At 72.1% G+C, this 18,081-nt stretch carries 18 protein-coding genes; 3 read left to right on the top strand and 15 right to left on the bottom strand.

From position 1 onward, the window contains the following. Positions 1 to 77: 77 nt before the first annotated feature. From P0592_RS13875 to P0592_RS13810, 14 genes are all read right to left on the bottom strand, one after another. Positions 78 to 1,862 (bottom strand): Na(+)/H(+) antiporter subunit D, encoded by a 1,785-nt coding sequence (locus P0592_RS13875; RefSeq protein ID WP_276271498.1) that lies wholly within the window; start codon positions 1,860 to 1,862, stop codon positions 78 to 80. Continuing rightward, on the bottom strand, positions 1,862 to 3,577 hold the full coding sequence (locus tag P0592_RS13870; RefSeq protein WP_276271497.1) for a cation:proton antiporter: 1,716 nt from the start codon (positions 3,575 to 3,577) through the stop codon (positions 1,862 to 1,864). The genes P0592_RS13875 and P0592_RS13870 overlap by 1 nt, the downstream gene beginning before the upstream one ends. Further along, complete coding sequence (locus P0592_RS13865) at positions 3,574 to 5,055, bottom strand: monovalent cation/H+ antiporter subunit D family protein (RefSeq protein WP_276271496.1); 1,482 nt, start codon at positions 5,053 to 5,055, stop codon at positions 3,574 to 3,576. Before P0592_RS13865 ends, P0592_RS13870 begins: the two co-directional genes overlap by 4 nt. Next, on the bottom strand, positions 5,048 to 5,407 hold the full coding sequence (locus P0592_RS13860; protein ID WP_419181138.1) for a cation:proton antiporter subunit C: 360 nt from the start codon (positions 5,405 to 5,407) through the stop codon (positions 5,048 to 5,050). Before P0592_RS13860 ends, P0592_RS13865 begins: the two co-directional genes overlap by 8 nt. A 5-nt stretch (positions 5,408 to 5,412) precedes the next feature. Then, entirely contained in the window at positions 5,413 to 5,880 is a 468-nt protein-coding gene (locus P0592_RS13855; protein ID WP_276271494.1) for a Na(+)/H(+) antiporter subunit B, read from the bottom strand. Continuing rightward, entirely contained in the window at positions 5,877 to 6,416 is a 540-nt protein-coding gene (locus P0592_RS13850; RefSeq protein WP_276271493.1) for a DUF4040 domain-containing protein, read from the bottom strand. Before P0592_RS13850 ends, P0592_RS13855 begins: the two co-directional genes overlap by 4 nt. Next, positions 6,413 to 6,733 carry a monovalent cation/H(+) antiporter subunit G gene (mnhG, locus tag P0592_RS13845; protein ID WP_276271492.1) on the bottom strand — a complete coding sequence of 107 codons (321 nt, stop codon included), beginning with the start codon at positions 6,731 to 6,733 and terminating at the stop codon, positions 6,413 to 6,415. The genes P0592_RS13850 and mnhG overlap by 4 nt, the downstream gene beginning before the upstream one ends. Next, positions 6,730 to 7,005, bottom strand: coding sequence for a cation:proton antiporter (locus P0592_RS13840; protein ID WP_276271491.1), 276 nt, complete (start codon positions 7,003 to 7,005; stop codon positions 6,730 to 6,732). Before P0592_RS13840 ends, mnhG begins: the two co-directional genes overlap by 4 nt. After that, a complete protein-coding gene (locus tag P0592_RS13835) occupies positions 6,998 to 8,047 on the bottom strand; it encodes a monovalent cation/H+ antiporter subunit E (RefSeq protein WP_276271490.1) in 1,050 nt (349 codons plus the stop codon). The genes P0592_RS13840 and P0592_RS13835 overlap by 8 nt, the downstream gene beginning before the upstream one ends. A gap of 69 nt (positions 8,048 to 8,116) precedes the next feature. Next, entirely contained in the window at positions 8,117 to 9,280 is a 1,164-nt protein-coding gene (gene coaBC / locus P0592_RS13830) for a bifunctional phosphopantothenoylcysteine decarboxylase/phosphopantothenate--cysteine ligase CoaBC (protein WP_276271489.1), read from the bottom strand. 56 nt (positions 9,281 to 9,336) lie between these two features. Beyond that, positions 9,337 to 10,824 (bottom strand): DUF7519 family protein, encoded by a 1,488-nt coding sequence (locus tag P0592_RS13825; RefSeq protein ID WP_276271488.1) that lies wholly within the window; start codon positions 10,822 to 10,824, stop codon positions 9,337 to 9,339. Beyond that, a complete protein-coding gene (locus P0592_RS13820) occupies positions 10,821 to 12,245 on the bottom strand; it encodes a DUF58 domain-containing protein (protein ID WP_276271487.1) in 1,425 nt (474 codons plus the stop codon). Before P0592_RS13820 ends, P0592_RS13825 begins: the two co-directional genes overlap by 4 nt. Then, positions 12,242 to 13,006 (bottom strand): DUF7269 family protein, encoded by a 765-nt coding sequence (locus P0592_RS13815; RefSeq protein ID WP_276271486.1) that lies wholly within the window; start codon positions 13,004 to 13,006, stop codon positions 12,242 to 12,244. The genes P0592_RS13820 and P0592_RS13815 overlap by 4 nt, the downstream gene beginning before the upstream one ends. Further along, positions 13,003 to 13,995 carry a DUF4129 domain-containing protein gene (locus P0592_RS13810; protein WP_276271484.1) on the bottom strand — a complete coding sequence of 331 codons (993 nt, stop codon included), beginning with the start codon at positions 13,993 to 13,995 and terminating at the stop codon, positions 13,003 to 13,005. Before P0592_RS13810 ends, P0592_RS13815 begins: the two co-directional genes overlap by 4 nt. A 106-nt stretch (positions 13,996 to 14,101) precedes the next feature. Here P0592_RS13810 and P0592_RS13805 point away from each other — a divergent pair, with 106 nt between their 5' ends. Then, a complete protein-coding gene (locus P0592_RS13805; protein WP_276271483.1) occupies positions 14,102 to 15,133 on the top strand; it encodes a M48 family metalloprotease in 1,032 nt (343 codons plus the stop codon). 18 nt (positions 15,134 to 15,151) lie between these two features. Here P0592_RS13805 and P0592_RS13800 read toward each other — a convergent pair whose 3' ends face one another. Continuing rightward, positions 15,152 to 15,895 (bottom strand): FAD-binding protein, encoded by a 744-nt coding sequence (locus P0592_RS13800; protein WP_276271482.1) that lies wholly within the window; start codon positions 15,893 to 15,895, stop codon positions 15,152 to 15,154. Between the two features lie 151 nt (positions 15,896 to 16,046). On the opposite strand from P0592_RS13800, the gene pan1 reads away from it, so the two are divergent. Continuing rightward, positions 16,047 to 17,261, top strand: a complete 1,215-nt coding sequence (gene pan1 / locus P0592_RS13795; protein ID WP_276271481.1) for a proteasome-activating nucleotidase Pan1 — start codon at positions 16,047 to 16,049, stop codon at positions 17,259 to 17,261. 72 nt (positions 17,262 to 17,333) lie between these two features. Then, positions 17,334 to 17,969: a DUF420 domain-containing protein gene (locus P0592_RS13790; RefSeq protein WP_276271480.1), complete on the top strand. Its 636-nt coding sequence runs from the start codon at positions 17,334 to 17,336 to the stop codon at positions 17,967 to 17,969. Positions 17,970 to 18,081: the final 112 nt, after the last annotated feature.

The following is an 18,081-nucleotide window of genomic DNA, read 5'->3' as shown; positions in this document are numbered from 1 at the left end:
TCCTTACAGGCCGAATGCCACCCACGCATATAAACTCACGTCACCGATTATCTGCTGTGAAAACACCCCCCGCTGGATCACGTCAGGACGACGATCGTCACGGTGACGAACGCCGCCAGCACGAGGATGCTGACGCCGATGCCGGCCCTGAGCGGGTGGGCCGTCTCCCCGTCGCCGACGGCCCGTCGGTAGACGTCGTTCGGGTTTCGCACCGTGTCGACGAACGCCTGACTCCCGGCGACGGCCGCGCGGTCGACGGCGGCGTAGGTCTCGGTGAGGCCGACGACGAGCCCTCGGGTGCCGTAGAACACCGCGGGGTTGGTCAGCCGGTCGACGTCGGGGACGCGGCCGAGTTTCGAGAGCGGCTTCTTGACGACGGCGAAGCCGACGAGGCCGGCGACGGCCAGCGCCAGCCCCTCGACGAGGTGGTCGACCGTGTAGGTCACGTAGACGTGCGAGACGACGGCCCCGTCGGTCACGTCGAACGGGAGCAGGCCGAACAGCGCGCCCGGAAGCAGCCCGTAGGCCACACAGAGGACGGCTACCGCGACCATCGCGACCGACTGGCCGCGGTTGGCGTCGGGCACGGAGCCCTCGTACTCGCCGTGGAAGAACGCGTAGTAGCCGAACTTGATGAACGACATAAAGGTCCCGACGCCCCCGATGAGGAGGAGCCACTCCAGCGTCGTCCGGCCCTGGAGATACAGGGGCCCCTTCGCGAAGTCGTAGTGACTGCCGGCGATGACGATCCCCTTGCTGACGAAGCCGTTGAAGCCGGGGAAGCCGGCGATCGACAGCGCCGCGACGGAGAAGGCGGCCGCCGTCAGCGGCATCTCGCGGGCCAGCCCGCCGAGCTTCTTGAGGTTCTCCTCGCCGGTGCGGTAGACGACGACGCCGGCCGTCATAAAGAGTAGCGCCTTGTAGAGGATGTGGTTGAAGACGTGGGCGAACGCGCCGGCCTGGGCCAGCGCCGAGCCGATGCCGACGCCGGCGACCATATAGCCGACCTGCGACTGGATGTGGTAGGAGAGCAGGCGGCGCATATCGTTCTGGAACAGCGCGAACGTCGCCCCGAAGACGGCCATCCCGCCGCCCATATACGCGATGGCGACGTGGCCGTCGGGGAACGCGCGGTACATCCCGTAGACGCCCGTCTTGGTCGTGAACACGCAGAGGAAGACGCTCGCGGCGATGTGCGGGCGCGGGTAGGTGTCGGGGAGCCACGCGTGCAGGCCGATGAACCCGACGTTGACGCCGATGCCGACGGCCGCCAGCGCGGCCGGGAGCCCGGCGACGATCCCCGCCGTCTCCGGGCCGCCGGGGACCGACGCGAACAGGAAGGTGCCCTTGACGACGTACGTCTGGAGGATGGCGGCCATCAGCAGCGTCCCACCGATGCCGTGGAAGATCGCGTAGCGGAAGCCCGCCCGCACCGCCTGGCCGCCCCAGTACCAGACGAGGAGCGTGCTGGTGACGGCCATCAGCTCCCAGAAGAACAGCAGGGAGAGCCAGTCGCCGGCGAAGACGGCCCCGAAGCTCGTCGCGACGTACGAGAGGGCAAAGCCGGTCTGGACGCCGTCGGCCTCGCTGGCGTAGGAGTAGAGGACGGCGACGGCCGCGATGAGCCCGAAGATGAGCCCCATCAGCCGCGAGAACTCGTCGACGTTGAGCAGGACGGCCTCGAACCCGAGGAACGTCACCTGCAGGTGCGCGCCCGCGGGGACGACCCACGCCCACGCGACCGCCGCGACCGAGGCGGTGACGCCCAGCGCGTGGCCCGCCAGCCGGGGGAGCACGGCCACGAGGATCGCCACCGCGAGCAGGACGACCACCGGCGGCACCGCGGTCAGCGGGTCGACCATCAGAGCACCACCCCCGGGATGTTACCGACGATCGTCTCGACGATGCGGAGGAAGACGACCGTATTGGGCACGATTCCGAGCAGCAGCGACAGCGTCGCCGCGGTCAGGATCGGCCCGAGCATAAACCACGTCGACTCGCCGCCGAGCCAGCCCCGGCGGTCCCAGCCGCCGGCCGGCGGGCCGCCGTGGTGTTCGTGGTCCTCGCGGTCCTTGCCGAGGTGGTCGACGTGTTCCGGTTCCGGTATCTCTCCGTCGGTCTCGGCCCCTTCGTCGTCCCCGGGAGCGGTTCCGTCTTCGACCGCCTCCGCGGCGTCGCCGCCGTCGGGCCGGACGGACTCGCGGCCCCCGAACGGCCCGGCGATCAGCGGCTTCTCGTCGTGGCCCTCCGGGGACTCGAAGAACGCCTGGTAGACGATCGGCCAGAAGTACGCGATGTTGAGCACGCCCGAGACCAGCAGGGCGGCAGCGAAGACGAGGCCGCCGCCGTCCAGCGCGCCGATGACGAGGTACCACTTGCTGACGAACCCGGCGACCAGCGGGATGCCCGCCATCCCGGCCGCCGCGACGCCGAAGGCGGTCATCGTCAGCGGCATCCGCGTCCCGATGCCGGCCATATCGCTGATGTCGTCGGTGTGGGTCTCGACGTGGATCGCGCCGGCACAGAAGAACAGGGTGAGCTTCATGAAGGCGTGTGCGGGGATGTGGAGCAGGCCGCCGACGAGCGCCGGCCCCTCCAGCAGCGCGAGGCCGAGCACGATGTACGAGAGCTGGCTGATCGTCGAGTACGCCAGCCGGCGCTTGAGGTTGTCCTGCCGGATGGCGATGACACTCGCCGCCAGCAGCGTGAACGCCGCGACGGCCGCCAGCGGGAGCGCGAGCCCCAGTTCGCCAAGCAGGTCCGGGCCGTACACGTCCAGCACGACGCGGGCGACGCCGAACACGCCGCTCTTGACGACGGCGACGGCGTGGAGCAGTCCCGAGACCGGCGTCGGCGCGACCATCGCGTCGGGCAGCCAGGAGTGGACCGGCATCAGCGCCGCCTTCACGCCGAAGCCCGCCGTCAGCAGGGCGAAGGCCGCCCGGACCAGCGCCGGGTCGGCCGTCGCCAGGTCGGCGATCCCGCCGGGCGTGAACGCCGTCGTCCCGGTCAGGACGTAGACGAGGACGGTCCCGCCGAGGACGGCGACGCCGCCGCCGAAGGTGTACGCGAGGTACTTCCGGCCGGCGGCGCGGGCCTCGTCGGTCTCGTCGTGGGTGACCAGCGGGTACGTCGACACCGTCAGCAGCTCGTAGAAGACGAACAGCGTCAGGAGGTTCGCGCCGAAGGCGACCCCGACCGCCGAGGCGAGGCTGGCCGCGAACGCGGCGAAGTACCGCGTCTGTGCGTGTTCGTCCAGCCCGCGCATGTAGCCGATGCTGTAGAAGCTGGTCACGATCCACAGCAGGCTGGCCAGCAGAGCGAAGAGGATCCCCAGCGGGTCCGCCCGCAGCGAGATGCTCAGGCCCGCGCCCAGGTCGGCCAGCGACGTGACGTAGACGGTCCCCGACAGCACGCCGGGGACCATACTCGCGACGATGGCGAACTTCGCCGCGGCGACGGTCAGCGTCACGCCTTCGCGGACGTTCGGTCGCGACTCCAGCGAGAGGACGACGGGAATCGCGAGCGCCGACACGAGCACGGCCAGCAGCGGTCTGAGTGAGGCGACGTCGGTCATGGTTCCAGCAGTGGCGGCAGTGTCTCCAGCAGCACCTGTTCGATCGCGGGGACGGCGGCGGTCAGCGCGACGGCGAGGACGGCGGCACCGACGACGACGGCGGTCATCCCGAGCGAGACCGGTCGGTCACCGCCGTCGGCGACGGCCGCCTCGTCGCGGATGGTCGGCTCGGCGAAGTAGAGCCGCTCGACGAGACGCGCGAAGTACGCCAGCGTCAGCAGCGTGCTCGCCAGCAGGACGACCACGACCGGCCACAGGCCGGCCTCGACGGCACCGACGACGATGAACCACTTGCCGACGAAGCCGATCGCCGGCGGGACGCCGACCATCCCCAGCGCGAGCACGGCGAAGGAGCCGGCCCCCGCGGGGACGCGGCCACCGAGGCCGGCGTAGCCGCCCAGCGTCGTCGCACCCGTCTCTCGCTCGATGACGCCCGACGCCGCGAACAGCCCGCCCTTCATCACGGCGTGGCCGACGAGGTGGACCGTCGCGCCGACGACGGCCATCGGCGTCGCGAGGGCGAAGCCGGCGACGACGAGGCCGAACTGCGACACCGAGGAGTACGCGAGCATCCGCTGGACGTTGGTCTGTGTGACCGCCAGCGTGCTGCCGGCGACGACGCTGACACAGGCCAGCGCCAGCAAGGCCACCCGAGCCTCGGGGACGGCCCGGAAGAAGTCGACGGTGAACACGGAGAACAGCAGCCGGCCGATGGCGTAGGCCGACACCGTCGAGACCAGCGCCGAGATGAGTGCGCTGATCGAGTCCGGGGCGTTCGCGTAGGCGTCGGGCTGCCAGGTGTGCAGCGGGAACAGCGCCACCTTCACCGTCAGGCCGCCGATCATCAGTCCGAACGCCGTCAGGACCAGCGTCGAGTCGTAGCCGACGGCGGCCAGTTCCGTCGCCAGGTCGGCCATGTTCAGCGTCCCCGTCGCGGCCAGGGCGTAGCCGACCCCGAGCAGGTACAGGGACGCGCCGACGGTGCCGATGACGAGGTACTTCAGCGCGGCGACGGCCGCCGGGGCCTCCCGGCCGCTGGCGACCAGGCCGTAGGCCGCGAGCCCCGTGATCTCCAGGAAGACGTACAGATTGAACACGTCGCCGGTGACGGTCATCCCCGTCAGGCCGGTCACCAGCAGGAGGTAGAGCGCGTAGGTGGCGTTCGATCGCGGGCCGGCCCGGCGCGCGTACGCGAGCACGCCGAGCGCGACGACGCCGATCAGGAGCACCACGATCGCCGAGAGCCCGTCGACGACGAGTTCGATGCCGTAGGGGATCTCGAAGCCGCCGACGGCGTAGTCGACGGTGCCGGTCGTCCAGACCCGCCAACCCAGCAGCGCCGACAGGGCGACGTGGACCGCCATCGTCAGCGTCGCGACCGTCCAGCCGACCCGGTCGGTGAACAGACTCGCCACCAGCGGGACCGCGCCGCCGACGATGGGCAACGCCACGAGCAGGACGGGCAGGTGTTCAATCATAGTAGAGGTCCTCCAGGGTCGCTTCGTCGAGCGTGCCGTACTCCGAGTAGATGCGGACGATGAGCGCCAGCGCGACGGCGGTCAGACTCACCCCGACGACGATGGCCGTCAGGATGAGGACGTGGGGCAGCGGGCTGACGTACGGCCCGCCGCCCTCGGTGATGACCGGCGGATTGCCGCCCCGGCGGTACGCGAGCGTGATGAAGAAGAGGAAGATGCCCGTCTGGAAGACGTTCATCCCGATGACCTTCTTCACGAGGTTCGGCGAGGACACCAGCGTGTACAGACCGATCCCCAGCAGGACGACGACGGCGTAGTAGTTGTAGTGGCTCGTCAGCAGGTCGAGCTGCAGCGGGATCACGACTCCTCACCCCCCTCCGCCGCCTGGGTGAAGCCGGCGGCCAGCAGGAAGAACAGGCCGACGGCGACGCTGGCGACGATGGCACCGATACCCAGCTCCACGAGTTCGATGCCGTATTTCGTCGCCTCGTAGTAGAACCGGTTGTACACCCCGTACTGGAGGAAGTTCCCTCCGAGGGGGAGCGTGCCCAGCCCGATCGCCGCGAAGTTCAGGACGCCGCCGACGGCGAGCGCCGCCAGCACCCGCCCGTCGACCCACTGACGCGTCGATTCGATGCCGTACGCGAAAGCGATCATCATCACGACGGAGCCGGCGATGACGCCGCCCTGGAACCCCCCGCCCGGCGAGTCCGCGCCGTGGAACATCACGAACAGCGCGAAGGTCAACACCAGCGGCGAGACGACTCGGACGGTGGTCATGATGATCGTACTCTCGACGTACAGGCCCTGTTCGTCGAAGCTCATACGAACACCTCCTTCCGCAGGACCACCAGCGCGGCCACCCCGGCGGAGAAGACGACGACCGCTTCCCCGAGCGTGTCGAACCCGCGGTAGGCCGCGAGCACGGCGGTCACGGCGTTTTTCACCTGTGTCTCTCCCTTCGCGTTTTCGATGTAGTACTGGCTGACGTCGCCGCCGACGACCGGGGCGTCGGGCGCGCCGATGGCCGGCAGCGCCGGGACGGTCGCGCCCACGACGAGGACGAAGACGGCGACGAGCGCCAGCGCGCCCCAGTCGACGGATTCCAGCAGGTGCTCCTCGTCGGGCGAGACGGTGTTGGCCAGCGCCAGCAGGAAGAGCAAGGTCATGATGCCCGCCCCGACGGCGGCCTCCGTCAGTCCCACGTCGGGAGCCTGCAGGATGAGCCAGATGATGGAGATCCCGAGACTGTAAGCGGCGAAGGCCATCAGCGCCGCCAGCGTCTCGCGGAGCAGGGCCGCGCCCAGCGCGCACCCGACGACGAACACCAGCAGCGCGCCTTCGAGCAGCGTCAGCGTCACGCCTCTCCCTCCTCGTCGTCCAGCGTCCACGGTTCGATCCCCTGGTCCTGTGCGGCGCGGGCGATGGCGTGGGCCGCCGTCGGGTTCGTGATGAACAGGAAGGTCAGGAGGAAGACGGCCTTCACGGTCGAAATGTCGCTCTGGAGGGCGAGCGCGGCGGCTCCCACGGTCAGCACGGCCCCGAGCGTGTCGCTCTTGGACGCCGCGTGTGCGCGCGTGTACACGTCCGGGAGCCGGAGGATGCCGAGCGCGGCGACGCCTCCGAAGAAGGCCCCCAGCAGCGCGACGCCGACGACGGCCCACTCGATCGGTGTCATAGCACACCCCCGTGCTCGACGTTGAACTTCGAGAACGCGATCGACAGCAGGAAGTTCAGCAGGGCGTACACCAGCGCCACGTCGAGGAACACCGACTCCTGGAACGCGGCCGCCACGAGCGCGATGGCGATGACGGTGTTGGTCCCCATCACGTTGACCGCGATGACCCGGTCGTGGATGGTCGGGCCGACGAAGGCGCGGTACAGCGCCACGAGCGCGAAGAGGACGAACGCTCCCGCGACGGCCAGCAGGGCCTGTGCGAACTCAACCATCCTGGCCCTCCCCGTCGTCCCCGCGTTCGCGGGGCGACGCGATGGCGGCGGCCTCGCGGCCGTAGAAGACGAACCGAACCGCTCGCTCCAGGCCGCCGTCGAAGAGCGCCTCACGGGTACTGACCGTCAGGCAGTGGATGTCGAACGCGCGGTTCGAGACGCTGACGGTCAGCGTCCCCGGCGTGAGCGTGATGGAGTTCGCGAGCGTCGTCACCGCGGCGTCGCCCCACACTGCGGCCCGCAGCTCCACTATCTTCGGCTCGATCGGGAGGTCGGGGTGGAGGACCACGTAGGCGATCTGGAGGTTCGCGACGGCGATCTCCTTCAGCAGGTAGGGGGCGTAGACGAGCAGGCGGGCGAACTGCTTGCCGACGCGACCGACCGAGGGCTGCTCGCTGAACGCGACGGGGGCGAGCAACACCGCCACCAGCGCCGCCGTGACGAACCCGGTCAGGAAGTCGAGCGGCTTCCAGGCGCTCAACAGCAGGTAGAACAGGTACGAGACGCCGAAGACGGTGAGGTACTTCGAGAGCGACGCCGCGCGCGTGACGACGGTCCGCTCGGCGCGGCGCTCGACCGGAGCGCGGTCGACGGAGAGGTCCCGCCGCGAGAGCTCCCGTTCCAGCGGCCGCAACATCGGCGTCGACCCGCCGGGGCTGTACTCCGGATCGAGCACGACGCGGGTGACGTCGTTCGCCTCGGCGTAGTCCCGTATCTCGTCGGCGTAGTCGCCGGGGCTGAACAGGTAGCGATCCGTGCCCAGCACCGCCGTCTCGACGGTCAGTCCCTCGGGGCGCTCCTCGCCGAAGTCGTCGTCGAGCCACGCGTCGACGCGATCCAGGAGGTCCGTCGCCTCGCCGAGTTCGGCCTGCGCGTCCGGGTCGACCGACCGCGTCTCCGCCACGACGACGAAGTGCAGTTCGACCGGGCCGGCCGCGTCCGAGACCTCGTCGACGACGTACGCGACGGTGTTTCGCATCGTCACGGTGTCGTCGACCGGGACGAGCAGGCGGTCGTCGGCGCGTCGTTCTTCGGTATCCATGGTGTGAGACAGCGTGTCGGCTACTACCGGATGCGAGCAACGGGATACGCAAAACAATTTCGGGATCAGCTACTCCTCGGCCAGTTCTGTCGCCAGTTCCGCCGCGACGCGGCGGCCGAGGCCGGCCTTGTCGCCCGCGTACTCCCCCGCGTCGTCGGCCCTGACGACGAGCGCGCGGGTGTCGTCCCCGCCCATCACGCTCGCGTCGTTGGCGACGACGAACGCGAGGTCGGCCCGCTCTCGCAGGTCGCGGGCACGCTCGACGAGCGCGTCGTCGTCGCCGGCCGACTCCACCTTGAACCCGACGATAGTGAGGTCGGGGCGGGCCTCGCGGACCGTGTCGATGAGCTTCGGCGTGGGTTCGAGGTCCAGCGTCAGCCCCGACTGCCCGCTCCGGATCTTCTCGTCGGCCCGCTCGACCGTGTAGTCGGAGATGGCGGCCGCCGAGACGAGCGCGTCGGCGTCCTCGGCCGCCTCGGTGACGGCGGCGGTCATCTCCGCCGCGGACTCGACGCGCTCGACGGTGGCGTATGGCACGTCCGGCCCGTCGTGGACCAGCGTCACGTCGGCTCCGTCGACGTAACAGGCCCGTGCGACGGCGCGCCCGGTCCGCCCGGACGCGCGGTTCGAGAGGGTCCGCACGGGATCGACGGACTCCGTGGTCGCGCCCGCGGTGACGACGACGTGCCGGCCGGCGAGTGGCCGGTCGCCCGCGGCGCGGGCCACCTCGGTCACGATGGCCGCCTCGGTGGCGATCTTCGCCTTCCCCTCCTCGACGCGCGGGTCGACGAACTCGACGCCCCAGGACTCGACGCGCTCGATGGCGTCGAGCACGCCGGGGTGGTCGTACATCGGCTCGTGCATCGCCGGCGCGACGACGACGGGCAGCCCCGCGCCCAGCGCCGTCGTCGCGCACGTCGTCACCGGGGTGTCGTCGACCGCCGCCGCGACCTTCCCGACGGTGTTGGCCGTCGCCGGCGCGAGCAGGAGGACGTCCCCCCAGCCGTCGACCCCGCAGAGGTCGACGTGCTCGACCGCGCCGGTGAGTTCCGTCACCACGTCGGCGTCGGTCGCGTACGCCAGCGACCAGGGGTGGACGATCCCGGTCGCGCTGTCGGTCATCACGGCCCGGACGCTGGCTCCCCGCCGGCGGAGTTCGTGGGCCAGTTCGACCGTCTTGACAGCGGCGATGGAGCCCGAGACCCCGAGCACGACGTTGACTCCCTGCAACATAGCCCGCCCTTGGCCGGCCCGGGTGAAAAGTCCGCCCGTCGGCGCTCGGCCGGCCGTCACTCCTCGACGGTCCGACGGTCCCGGAGCGAGCCCGCGATGGCGAACGCCACGAGCGCGACGACCGCGAGCCCCAGCGCGACGCCCGCCCGCAGTGCTGTGTCGGCCGTCGCCGGCGGTGCCACCGCGGGGACGACCAGGTACCGCCCCGCGAGGGCGATCCCGACGCCAGCGAGGACGACGAGGATGCTGCCCGTGACGTGGACGAACTGGGCGTCGGTCGTCTCGGCGGCGCGACCCAGCTGCGCACCGACGCTCGCGGCGTGGCTTCCGACGTCCCACGCCAGCAGGGCTCCGGCGACGCCGACGACGACCAGCGGCGTCCACAGGCCGAGCTCCGCCGCCCCGAGCGTGCCGACGAGCAGGAGCCCGCTCCCGACCGCGACGCCGGCGGCCCCGCGGGCGACCAGTCCCCGTCCGGCGACCACCGAGATCGCTCGCAGGCCGATCCCGACCGTCACCAGACACAGCAGAACCGCCCCGAGGGCGACGCCGGCCGGGCCGGCCACGGTTCCAGATGGCCCCGGAACCCCACCGACGAAGGGGAGGCCGAGGGCGGACAGGACCGGGACGACCGTGAGCGCGAGCGCCACCGCGACGAGGCCGCCGGCCTGGAACGACAGCGCCCGCGGCGGGTCGTCGCCGAGCCAGTCGGCGACCCAGTTGTGGAGCGCGTCCGCGGCGAGCACTCCCAGGAGCGCGAGCCCGACGAGTCCGAGGACGGCGTGGAGCGGACCAGACAGCGCCGCGCCGAGCAGCCCGCCGGGGACGGCGTCGACGAACAGCGAGAACAGGGCGACGGCGCGCCCGGAGAGCGCGAGGAGACACTCGACGCCGAGGACGGCCCAGACGGCCCGTGGTACCTCCCGGACCGGGACGCCGAGGTCGGTCAGCCGGTCGAGCCGCCGCCCCTCCCGGTCGGGGAGCCAGCCGGCGACGGTGTCGCCGGCCCGGTGCAGCAGCGCGAGGACGGCCAGCGCGTACGCCTGGAGCGTGACGAACCCGACCAGCGGGTTCACCACGGAGGCGGCCAGGGGGACGAGCAACACCGCCGTCACGACCCCGAACCGGACCGCGATCGTGAGTCCGACCGCGGCGACGAGGCCGACGAGGACCACGTTCCCGCTCTCGACGAGGCCGCGATGGAGCGAGCCGTAGCCGTCGACCCCGACCACGAGGTCGGTCGCGACCGCGGTGACGCCCAGGCCGAGCGCGAGCGCGACCGCCGTGCCGGCACCGGTCGCCAGCAGCGGGGCCGTCCCGACCGCCACGACGCCGGCGACGAGCGTGACGCTCCCCCCGGCGAGGCGCGCGTTCGTCGCCCCGTCGAGCAGCCACGCGCCGGCCGCGACCGACAGTCCGCCGGCGACCGCCCCGACGACCGGTACCGGCCCGGCGACGCCGAATCCGACCAGCAGCGCCGTGACGACGGCGACCGCGCCCGCCAGCGTCGCCGTCGCCCGTGCCGGTCGGGTGTCGGTGCTCACGCCGACCACCCCGCGGCCTCGGCCCTGCGGAGGACCGCCGTCGCGAGGGGTTCGTCGGGGTCCCAGTCGACGACCGGGAGCGTCCCCCTGAGTCGCGACACCCGGCGCGTGCGGTCGAGCGCCGCCAGCGTCCCGCCGGGCGTCGCCTCGTTCGTCACGTCGGGGCTGACGACGGTGACGGCGTGGCCCCGCGCGACGAGTCGCTCGGCGGCGTCGCCCGCCGCGTCGTCCAGCAGCGGCGTACAGAACAGGACCTGCGCGCCGTCGGGCAGTCGCCGGTCGAGACCCTCGACCAGTCTCCCGCCGTCGGACCGCGGTTCCGACGAGGATCGCCTCGCCACGCTCGGCTCACCGCCGTCAGAGCCGCGGTCTGACGAGGATCGCCTCGCCACGCTCGGCTCACCGCCGTCCGCCACCGTCTCGCCCGTCTGGAGGTGGTCGCGTGCCGCGAACCGGGTGGTCGGTGCCGTCTGTCGACCGGTCGACCGATCCGTCGACGCGGCGTCGGTCCCCACGGCGTCGTCGAGAAACGCGCGGATCCGGCGGTACTGGCCCCGGTCGGCCCGCGGCCGGAGCGTCGCGAGGCCGTCGAACGTCGCCGCGCCCACCCGGTCGTCCTCGTCGAGGCGCTCGGCGGCCAGGCGCTGTGCGGCGTCCCGGCAGAGTTCGACGGCGGTCGGCGTGGCCGCGCTCGCCGCGACCGGGTGGCGCGTGTCGACGAGGACCACGACCGTCGCGCTCGTCGTCTCGCGGTACTCGACGGTCGCAAGCTCGCTGGTCCGGGCGAAGCGGTTCCAGTCGATCCGGCGCATCGAGTCCGTCGACTGGTACTCGCGGATGCCGTAGAAGGCGACGCCCTCGCCCCCGGCGCTGGTCGGCACGCGCCCGGCACGAGGCAGCGAGTCGGCAGACAGCGCCGGCGAGGCGGCGCTGGTCCCGCACTCGACGAGCGAGTCGGCGGCGACGCGCTCGCGGACCTCGGTGGTGCCCGCGAGGTCGCGACAGGCGACGGTCGTCCCGCCGAAGGCGTGTTCGCCGCGGCGGGCGACGACCGTGTACTCGACGGCGGCCGACTCGCCGGCGTCCAGCGCCGTCCCGAGCCGGGGGGTCCCCTCGACCACCGACAGCGAGTCCGGGACGCCGTCGACCACGCGGACGTCCGGGAGGTAGTCACGGCCGTCGTTGGTCACCGTGACCGTCACCGTTACGTCCTCGCCGGGCAGCGGCGCGGCCGGCGACACCGACCGCTCGACGGTCAGCCGCGGCGTCGGGTCGCTCGTCGCCGCGGCGTAGGCGGCGTACACCAGCGGCACCGTCGCCGCGACGAAGACCGCGGCGTTGCCGGCGGCGAGCCCGACCGCGCCGGTGACCAGCGCCGTCCCCAGCGCCCCCGCCCGCCGGGGGCGTCGCCGGTCGGTCATCGGGCATCACCGTCCCGGTGGCGTCGGATCTCGGCCAGCGTCGCCGCGACCCGTCGGTCGAACGCCTCGCCGCTGGCCCAGTCCCGGAGCTGGACGCGCAGCGGCGGGTCCGGCACCGACCCACCGCCGAGGAAGGCGGCGGCCCGCGGGTCGTCGGTCCAGGTCCCGTGCTCGACGGCCTCGGCCGCCCCGTCGGCGTCGTAGCCGGCCGACTCGGCGAGCGTTCGCTCCGCCGTCTCCCGGAGTCGGTCCCGCACGTCGCCGGCGTAGCCGGCCTCCAGCGGGTCGTACCGGTCGACGCGGCCACCGATCGCGGCGAGCCGCTCGTCCAGCTCGCCGCCGACCAGCTCTCGGTCCTCCCCGTCGACGGCCTCGGGCTCGTCGGGGAACGTGACGCGGGCGTCGGCCGCCGCGTGCCCGTCGGTGCCGAGCGCGGCGGACAGGCCCAGCAACGCGACGGCGGCCGCGACGACCGGGAGTGCGCCCCGGAGCATCGCGGCCGCCGACTGGTCGCCCGGGACGGCGACGAGACCGGGTACGAGCGCGACGGCGACGCTGCCCGCGAGCGCGAGCAGCCCGACCGTCGCGGCGAGCCGCCAGCCGAGACCGCCGTCCGCGGGCTCGGGGCGGCCGTCGAGGGTCGCCCGCGCGACGCGGGTCCGCTCGTCGGTGGCCGCGTCGTCCCCGGCGTCGACCGCGGCGTCGGCGTCCCCGACCGCCGTGCCCTCGTCGGCCCGAGCGACGGTCTCGGTCCGGCTCACTCCCCGTCACCCCCGTCCTCGAAGATGGCCGCGAGCGCCCGCCGTGCCGTCTCGGTCCGACCGTCGGACGCTGACTCGCCGCCGTACGCGACGGCGCGGACCGCCCTCGTGAGTCGCCACACCGGCTCGGCGGGGAGCCCGGCGGCGACGGCTCGGCGGGCGTACTCTCCCGGCGTCGTCGCCGCGGGGTTCGGGACCGGAACCGCCGCGGTCAGCCGTTGCCAGGCCTCGCGGAGCGACGGCGGAGCTGGATCGCTCCGCGCCACGTCGTCGCCCGTGTCGTCGGCGACACGGGCGTCGGTGTCGGTCGGCTCGTCCGGTCCGAGGGCGTCGGGGCGGTCGAACAGGCCACGGAGGGACGGGACCTCGCCCCGGCGGAGGGTCGACAGCGCGCCGACCGGCGCGGTCAGGAGGACCGCGACGCCGCCCGGAGCGGCGAGGAGCGCGCGGCCGGCCATCCGGGCGAGCGGGCGGACGCCCGAGGAGAGCCCGGCCGCGACGCTGCCGGCCACCCGGCCGACGCCGCCGGCGACGCCGGCCAGGGCCGTCGCGCCGGTGAGCAGGACGGCGGTCGTGAACTGCGGGATGCGTCGGAGACGACCGGCGAACGGGACACGAGCCAGCAACGCCGCCGCGAGCCCGCCGCCGTCGACCTCGTCCCAGTCGATACCGCGGGCCCGCGAGAGGACCACGGCGGCGACGGCGACGAGGCCGAGCCCGGTCACCAGGAGCGGCAGCGACGAGAGGTCGGGCGGCGTCGGCCACGAGGTGTCGGCGGGGGCCGCGTCCGTCTCGGCGGGCGTGGCCGTCGGTGTCGGTGTCGGTGTCGGCGTGGGCGTCGGCGACGCCGTCGCCGTCGGCGTCGGGGTGGACGCGGGACCACTGGGCTGGAGGGGGACGTCCAGCGCTGCCGGGAACAGCGCGGTCCCGAGAACCACGGCGGCGACGCCGAGCAGGGTCAGGGCGGCGCGGGCGAGGCTGGAAGGCACTGTTCGGACGTTCCGGCCAGTCAGTCTAAAATATTGTCCTCAGTCAGAGCGCGGTTTCAGTCACCAGAAGCTCTTTGCCCCGCTGACGGAAACACTGGACTAGCGTATGGGGACCTTCACCCGCCGCATCGCCCTGACGCTCGCCCTCCTGCTGGCCCTGGACCTCCTCGTCGTCGCCGCCGCGGCGTCGCTCCTGACGCCGTGGCTCGGGCCGGTCCGGGACGCCGTCGCGGCCGTCCTCCCGGTCGGTCCGACGGCGGCGTGGTGGCTCGCCGTCGTCGCGCCCGCGACGCTGGCGTTCGCGTGGGCACAGGCGCGGTTCACGCGGGCCAACACGCTCGCTCGCGTCGACGCAGCGCCCGTCTCGCCGGCGACGTACCCGGACCTCCACGCCCGCGTCGAGCGGCGCTGCCAGCAGGCGGACCTGGCCGTCCCGACGGTCGCGGTGACCGACAGCGACGTGCCCAACAGCTTCACCGTCGGCACGCCCGGCTCCGCGACGCTGGTCGTCAGCGAGGGGCTGCTCGACGAGCTCTCCGGTGCCGAGCTCGACGCGGTCCTGGCCCACGAGCTGATGCACGTCAAGAACCGCGACGCCGCCGTGATGACGCTGGCCGGGTTCCTGCCGGCGCTCGCCAACGGCGAGTACGACCCGCTGCCGGCGTCGCCGAGACGCCGGCTCCTCGCGGGGGCCGTGGCCGTCGGCGTCGGCTACCTGCTCGCCGCGAGCGTCATCGACGCGCCGCTTGGCTCGCCGGCCTTCACCGTCGCCTTCCTCGCGCTCGTCGCGTTGACCGTCCTGCTGGGCGGCGTCGTGCTGGGCGTGCTCACCGCTCCCGTCGTCGCGCTCGCCCGATCGCTCTCCCGGAGTCGCGAGTTCGTCGCCGACCGGAGCGCGGCACGGCTCACCGGCGACCCCGCCGCGCTCGTCGGGGCGCTGGAGACGCTCGACGGGGACGCGACGCCGACTCCGGAGACGGACGCCCGGGAGGCGGCAGCCGGCGTCCGGGGCCTCTGTTTCCTCCCCCACGGGTTCGACCGCGGCGAGGACCGGGACCCGTACCGTCTCGATCCCCGTTCCCACCCCCCGACCGAGGAGCGGGTCGAGCGCCTCGCCGCCCTCGCGGGGGACCTCTGATCCCGCCCGCGTCGGCCGCTACTCGTCGTCGACGAGGCTCGGGTGCGTCGACGGCTCGCCCGGCATCGGCTCCTCGAAGTACCGGCGCATCACCTCCAGCGACTCCTCCTCGCGGCGCTGTCGCTCGGCCTCGTCGATCTCCTCACAGCCCGGGGGCACCTCGCGGCCACGGTCGGTGAAGTACCCCTCGGGCGCGGTCCAGTCGTGGTAGAAGTCGACGTCGCTGTCCCGGATCAGCGTCAGCCCCACCTGTGCGCCGTGGCCCGCCGCGACGATGGCCTGGTGGTGCTGCTCGGACAGGCGGCCGGCCGCGTACAGCCCCTCGACGTCGGTCCGACCGGCGTCGTCGGCCCCGACGAACTGCTTGCTCCCGCGGTCGACGAAGTCGACGTCGAGCCCCTCCAGATACGTCGAGTCGGCCCACGACGCCGCGATCACGTAGTCCGGCTCGTACGTCTCACCGTCCGCGACCAGCACCTCGAACCCCCCGCCGCCCTCGGCCTCGCTCACCCGTTGGACGCGGCCGTCGGTGAACCACGCCCCCGCCCGGCGCGCCTGGGCACGGACGAGTTCGAGCAGGAGCCGCGGATTGACGCCAGCCGGGAAGCCGGGATAGTTCTCCAGGTGTGCGTTCCGGTTCAGGATCGACTCCCCCGTCGAGACGATCCGGGTCGAGAGCCCCGCACGGGCGGTGTAGATCGCCGCCGAGAGTCCGGCGACGCCGCCGCCGACGACCAGGACGGACTCGGGTTCCTGTGACATACGCCGCCGTTGCCCGCCCCCCGACAGAAATCTGCCGGTTTCCCCCGAGCCGGCGACCCACCAGACCGGCGGGTACGGCCCCGCTACCCCCGGTATCGTCAGCTGGCACTACCCGAAGCCTCATAATGGCCCACCTGCTAGAAGTGGCGTAATGACCGACACCGTCGACGAGGTGGACCTGCCCTACGACGAGGACGCCTCACAGCAGAAGAAGATCGAGGCGTTGCAGGAGCGGCTCGAGGTGCTCGAAGACCAGAACGAGGAGATGCGGGACAAGCTGCTGGACGCCAACGCCGAGAACAACAAGTACCAGCAGAAGCTCGAACGCCTCACCCACGAGAACAAGAAGCTCAAGCAGTCGCCGCTGTTCGTCGCCACCGTCCAGGAGGTCACCGACGACGGCGTCATCATCAAGCAACACGGCAACAACCAGGAGGCCCTGACCGAGGTCACCGACGAGATGCGCGACGGGCTGGAGCCGGACGACCGCGTGGCCGTCAACAACTCCCTGTCGGTCGTCAAGCAACTCGACGACGAGACCGACGTTCGCGCCCGCGTGATGCAGGTCGACCAGTCTCCCGACGTCTCCTTCACCGACATCGGCGGCATCGAGGACCAGATCGAGGAGGTCCGCGAGACCGTCGAGATGCCCCTGAACAACCCCGGGATGTTCGACGACGTCGGCATCGACCCGCCCAGCGGCGTCCTGTTGCACGGGCCGCCCGGCACCGGCAAGACGATGCTCGCGAAGGCCGTCGCCAACGAGACCGACGCCACCTTCATCAAGATGGCCGGCTCCGAGCTGGTCCACAAGTTCATCGGCGAGGGCGCGAAGCTCGTCCGCGACCTCTTCGAACTCGCCCGCCAGGAGGAGCCCGCGGTCGTCTTCATCGACGAGATCGACGCCATCGCGGCCAAGCGGACCGACTCCAAGACCTCCGGCGACGCGGAGGTCCAGCGGACGATGATGCAGTTGCTCTCGGAGATGGACGGGTTCGACGACCGCGGCGAGATCCGCATCATCGCGGCCACCAACCGCTTCGACATGCTCGACCGCGCGATCCTCCGGCCGGGCCGGTTCGACCGCCTCATCGAGGTTCCCAATCCCGACGTCGAGGGCCGCAAGCAGATCTTCCAGATCCACACCCGCGGGATGAACGTCGCCGACGACGTCGAGTTCGCGGCGCTGGCGGAGGACATCGAGGACGCCTCGGGGGCCGACGTGAAGGCGATCTGTACCGAGGCCGGGATGTTCGCCATCCGCGACGACCGTACCGAGGTCACGATGGCCGACTTCCGGAACGCCTGGGAGAAGATCCAGCAGGACGACGAGGAAGACGAGGACGTCTCCCGCACCTTCGCCTGACGCGGACCGCGGGCCACCCACTTCTCGCGCGCTTCCAGAACACGGAAGCCGCTCGCTCCCCGACTGTCGGACATGGCCGTCGCAGACGAACTCCAGTCGCAGGCACGCGCGCGCCCACGAGTCGTCACCGCCGCCGTCTCGCTGGTCGGCTACGCGCTCGTCTTCGGGACCTTCGGGGGCGTCTTGCCGTTCCCGTCCATCAGTGACCGGACCGTCGTCCTCCTCTCGGATGCCATCGCCGTCGTCAACGCCGGCGCGCTGCTCGCCATCGTCGCCGGCGTCTACTTCATCAGGAACGACGAGGTCCGGAAACACCGGGCGGCGATGCTCACCGCGTTCACGCTCATCCTCGCTTTCCTAGTGTTGTACCTGCTGAAGGTCGGCGGCGGCTTCGAGAAGGAGATCCGGGCCGCCGGACTGGTGTGGGGCGCGTACATCGCGATGCTCGCGGTCCACATCCTCCTGTCGGCCGTCTCCGTCCCCGTCGTCGTCCACGCCGTGGTGCTGGGACTGTCCCACTCCGTCCCAGAGCTCCGGGAGACGAACCACGCCCGCGTCGGTCGGATCGCCGTCGCCGCCTGGGGCCTCAGCCTCTTCCTCGGGCTGGTGACCTACGTGATGCTGAACCACGTCTACGGGTGGAACCCCCGCGGAGGCGAGGCGGCGCTGCTGCTGGCCGTCGTCGGGCCGTATCTCGGGCGCGAGTAGTCCGTCGTACGGGTCTGTTCGGCGGTAACCGACAGACACGTCGCCGCGGAACCCGGTCCGTACACGAGCTGTTCCGGACCGGAACACCTCCTTCGCGACCGCGTTACCGATC

Origin of the sequence: Haloarcula litorea (genome assembly GCF_029338195.1) — an archaeon.
GTDB lineage: Archaea > Halobacteriota > Halobacteria > Halobacteriales > Haloarculaceae > Haloarcula > Haloarcula litorea.
Note: the sequence above shows the minus strand (reverse complement) of the source record. Positions and strands in the feature narration are given on the sequence as shown.

Coding starts and splice junctions, on each gene's coding strand:
- P0592_RS13875 (WP_276271498.1), bottom strand. CDS start 1,862: ATGGTCGACCCGCTGACCGCGGTGCCGCCGGTGGTCGTCCTGCTCGCG.
- P0592_RS13870 (WP_276271497.1), bottom strand. CDS start 3,577: ATGACCGACGTCGCCTCACTCAGACCGCTGCTGGCCGTGCTCGTGTCG.
- P0592_RS13865 (WP_276271496.1), bottom strand. CDS start 5,055: ATGATTGAACACCTGCCCGTCCTGCTCGTGGCGTTGCCCATCGTCGGC.
- P0592_RS13855 (WP_276271494.1), bottom strand. CDS start 5,880: ATGAGCTTCGACGAACAGGGCCTGTACGTCGAGAGTACGATCATCATG.
- mnhG (WP_276271492.1), bottom strand. CDS start 6,733: ATGACACCGATCGAGTGGGCCGTCGTCGGCGTCGCGCTGCTGGGGGCC.
- P0592_RS13840 (WP_276271491.1), bottom strand. CDS start 7,005: ATGGTTGAGTTCGCACAGGCCCTGCTGGCCGTCGCGGGAGCGTTCGTC.
- P0592_RS13835 (WP_276271490.1), bottom strand. CDS start 8,047: ATGGATACCGAAGAACGACGCGCCGACGACCGCCTGCTCGTCCCGGTC.
- coaBC (WP_276271489.1), bottom strand. CDS start 9,280: ATGTTGCAGGGAGTCAACGTCGTGCTCGGGGTCTCGGGCTCCATCGCC.
- P0592_RS13820 (WP_276271487.1), bottom strand. CDS start 12,245: ATGACCGACCGGCGACGCCCCCGGCGGGCGGGGGCGCTGGGGACGGCG.
- P0592_RS13805 (WP_276271483.1), top strand. CDS start 14,102: ATGGGGACCTTCACCCGCCGCATCGCCCTGACGCTCGCCCTCCTGCTG.
- P0592_RS13800 (WP_276271482.1), bottom strand. CDS start 15,895: ATGTCACAGGAACCCGAGTCCGTCCTGGTCGTCGGCGGCGGCGTCGCC.
- pan1 (WP_276271481.1), top strand. CDS start 16,047: ATGACCGACACCGTCGACGAGGTGGACCTGCCCTACGACGAGGACGCC.
- P0592_RS13790 (WP_276271480.1), top strand. CDS start 17,334: ATGGCCGTCGCAGACGAACTCCAGTCGCAGGCACGCGCGCGCCCACGA.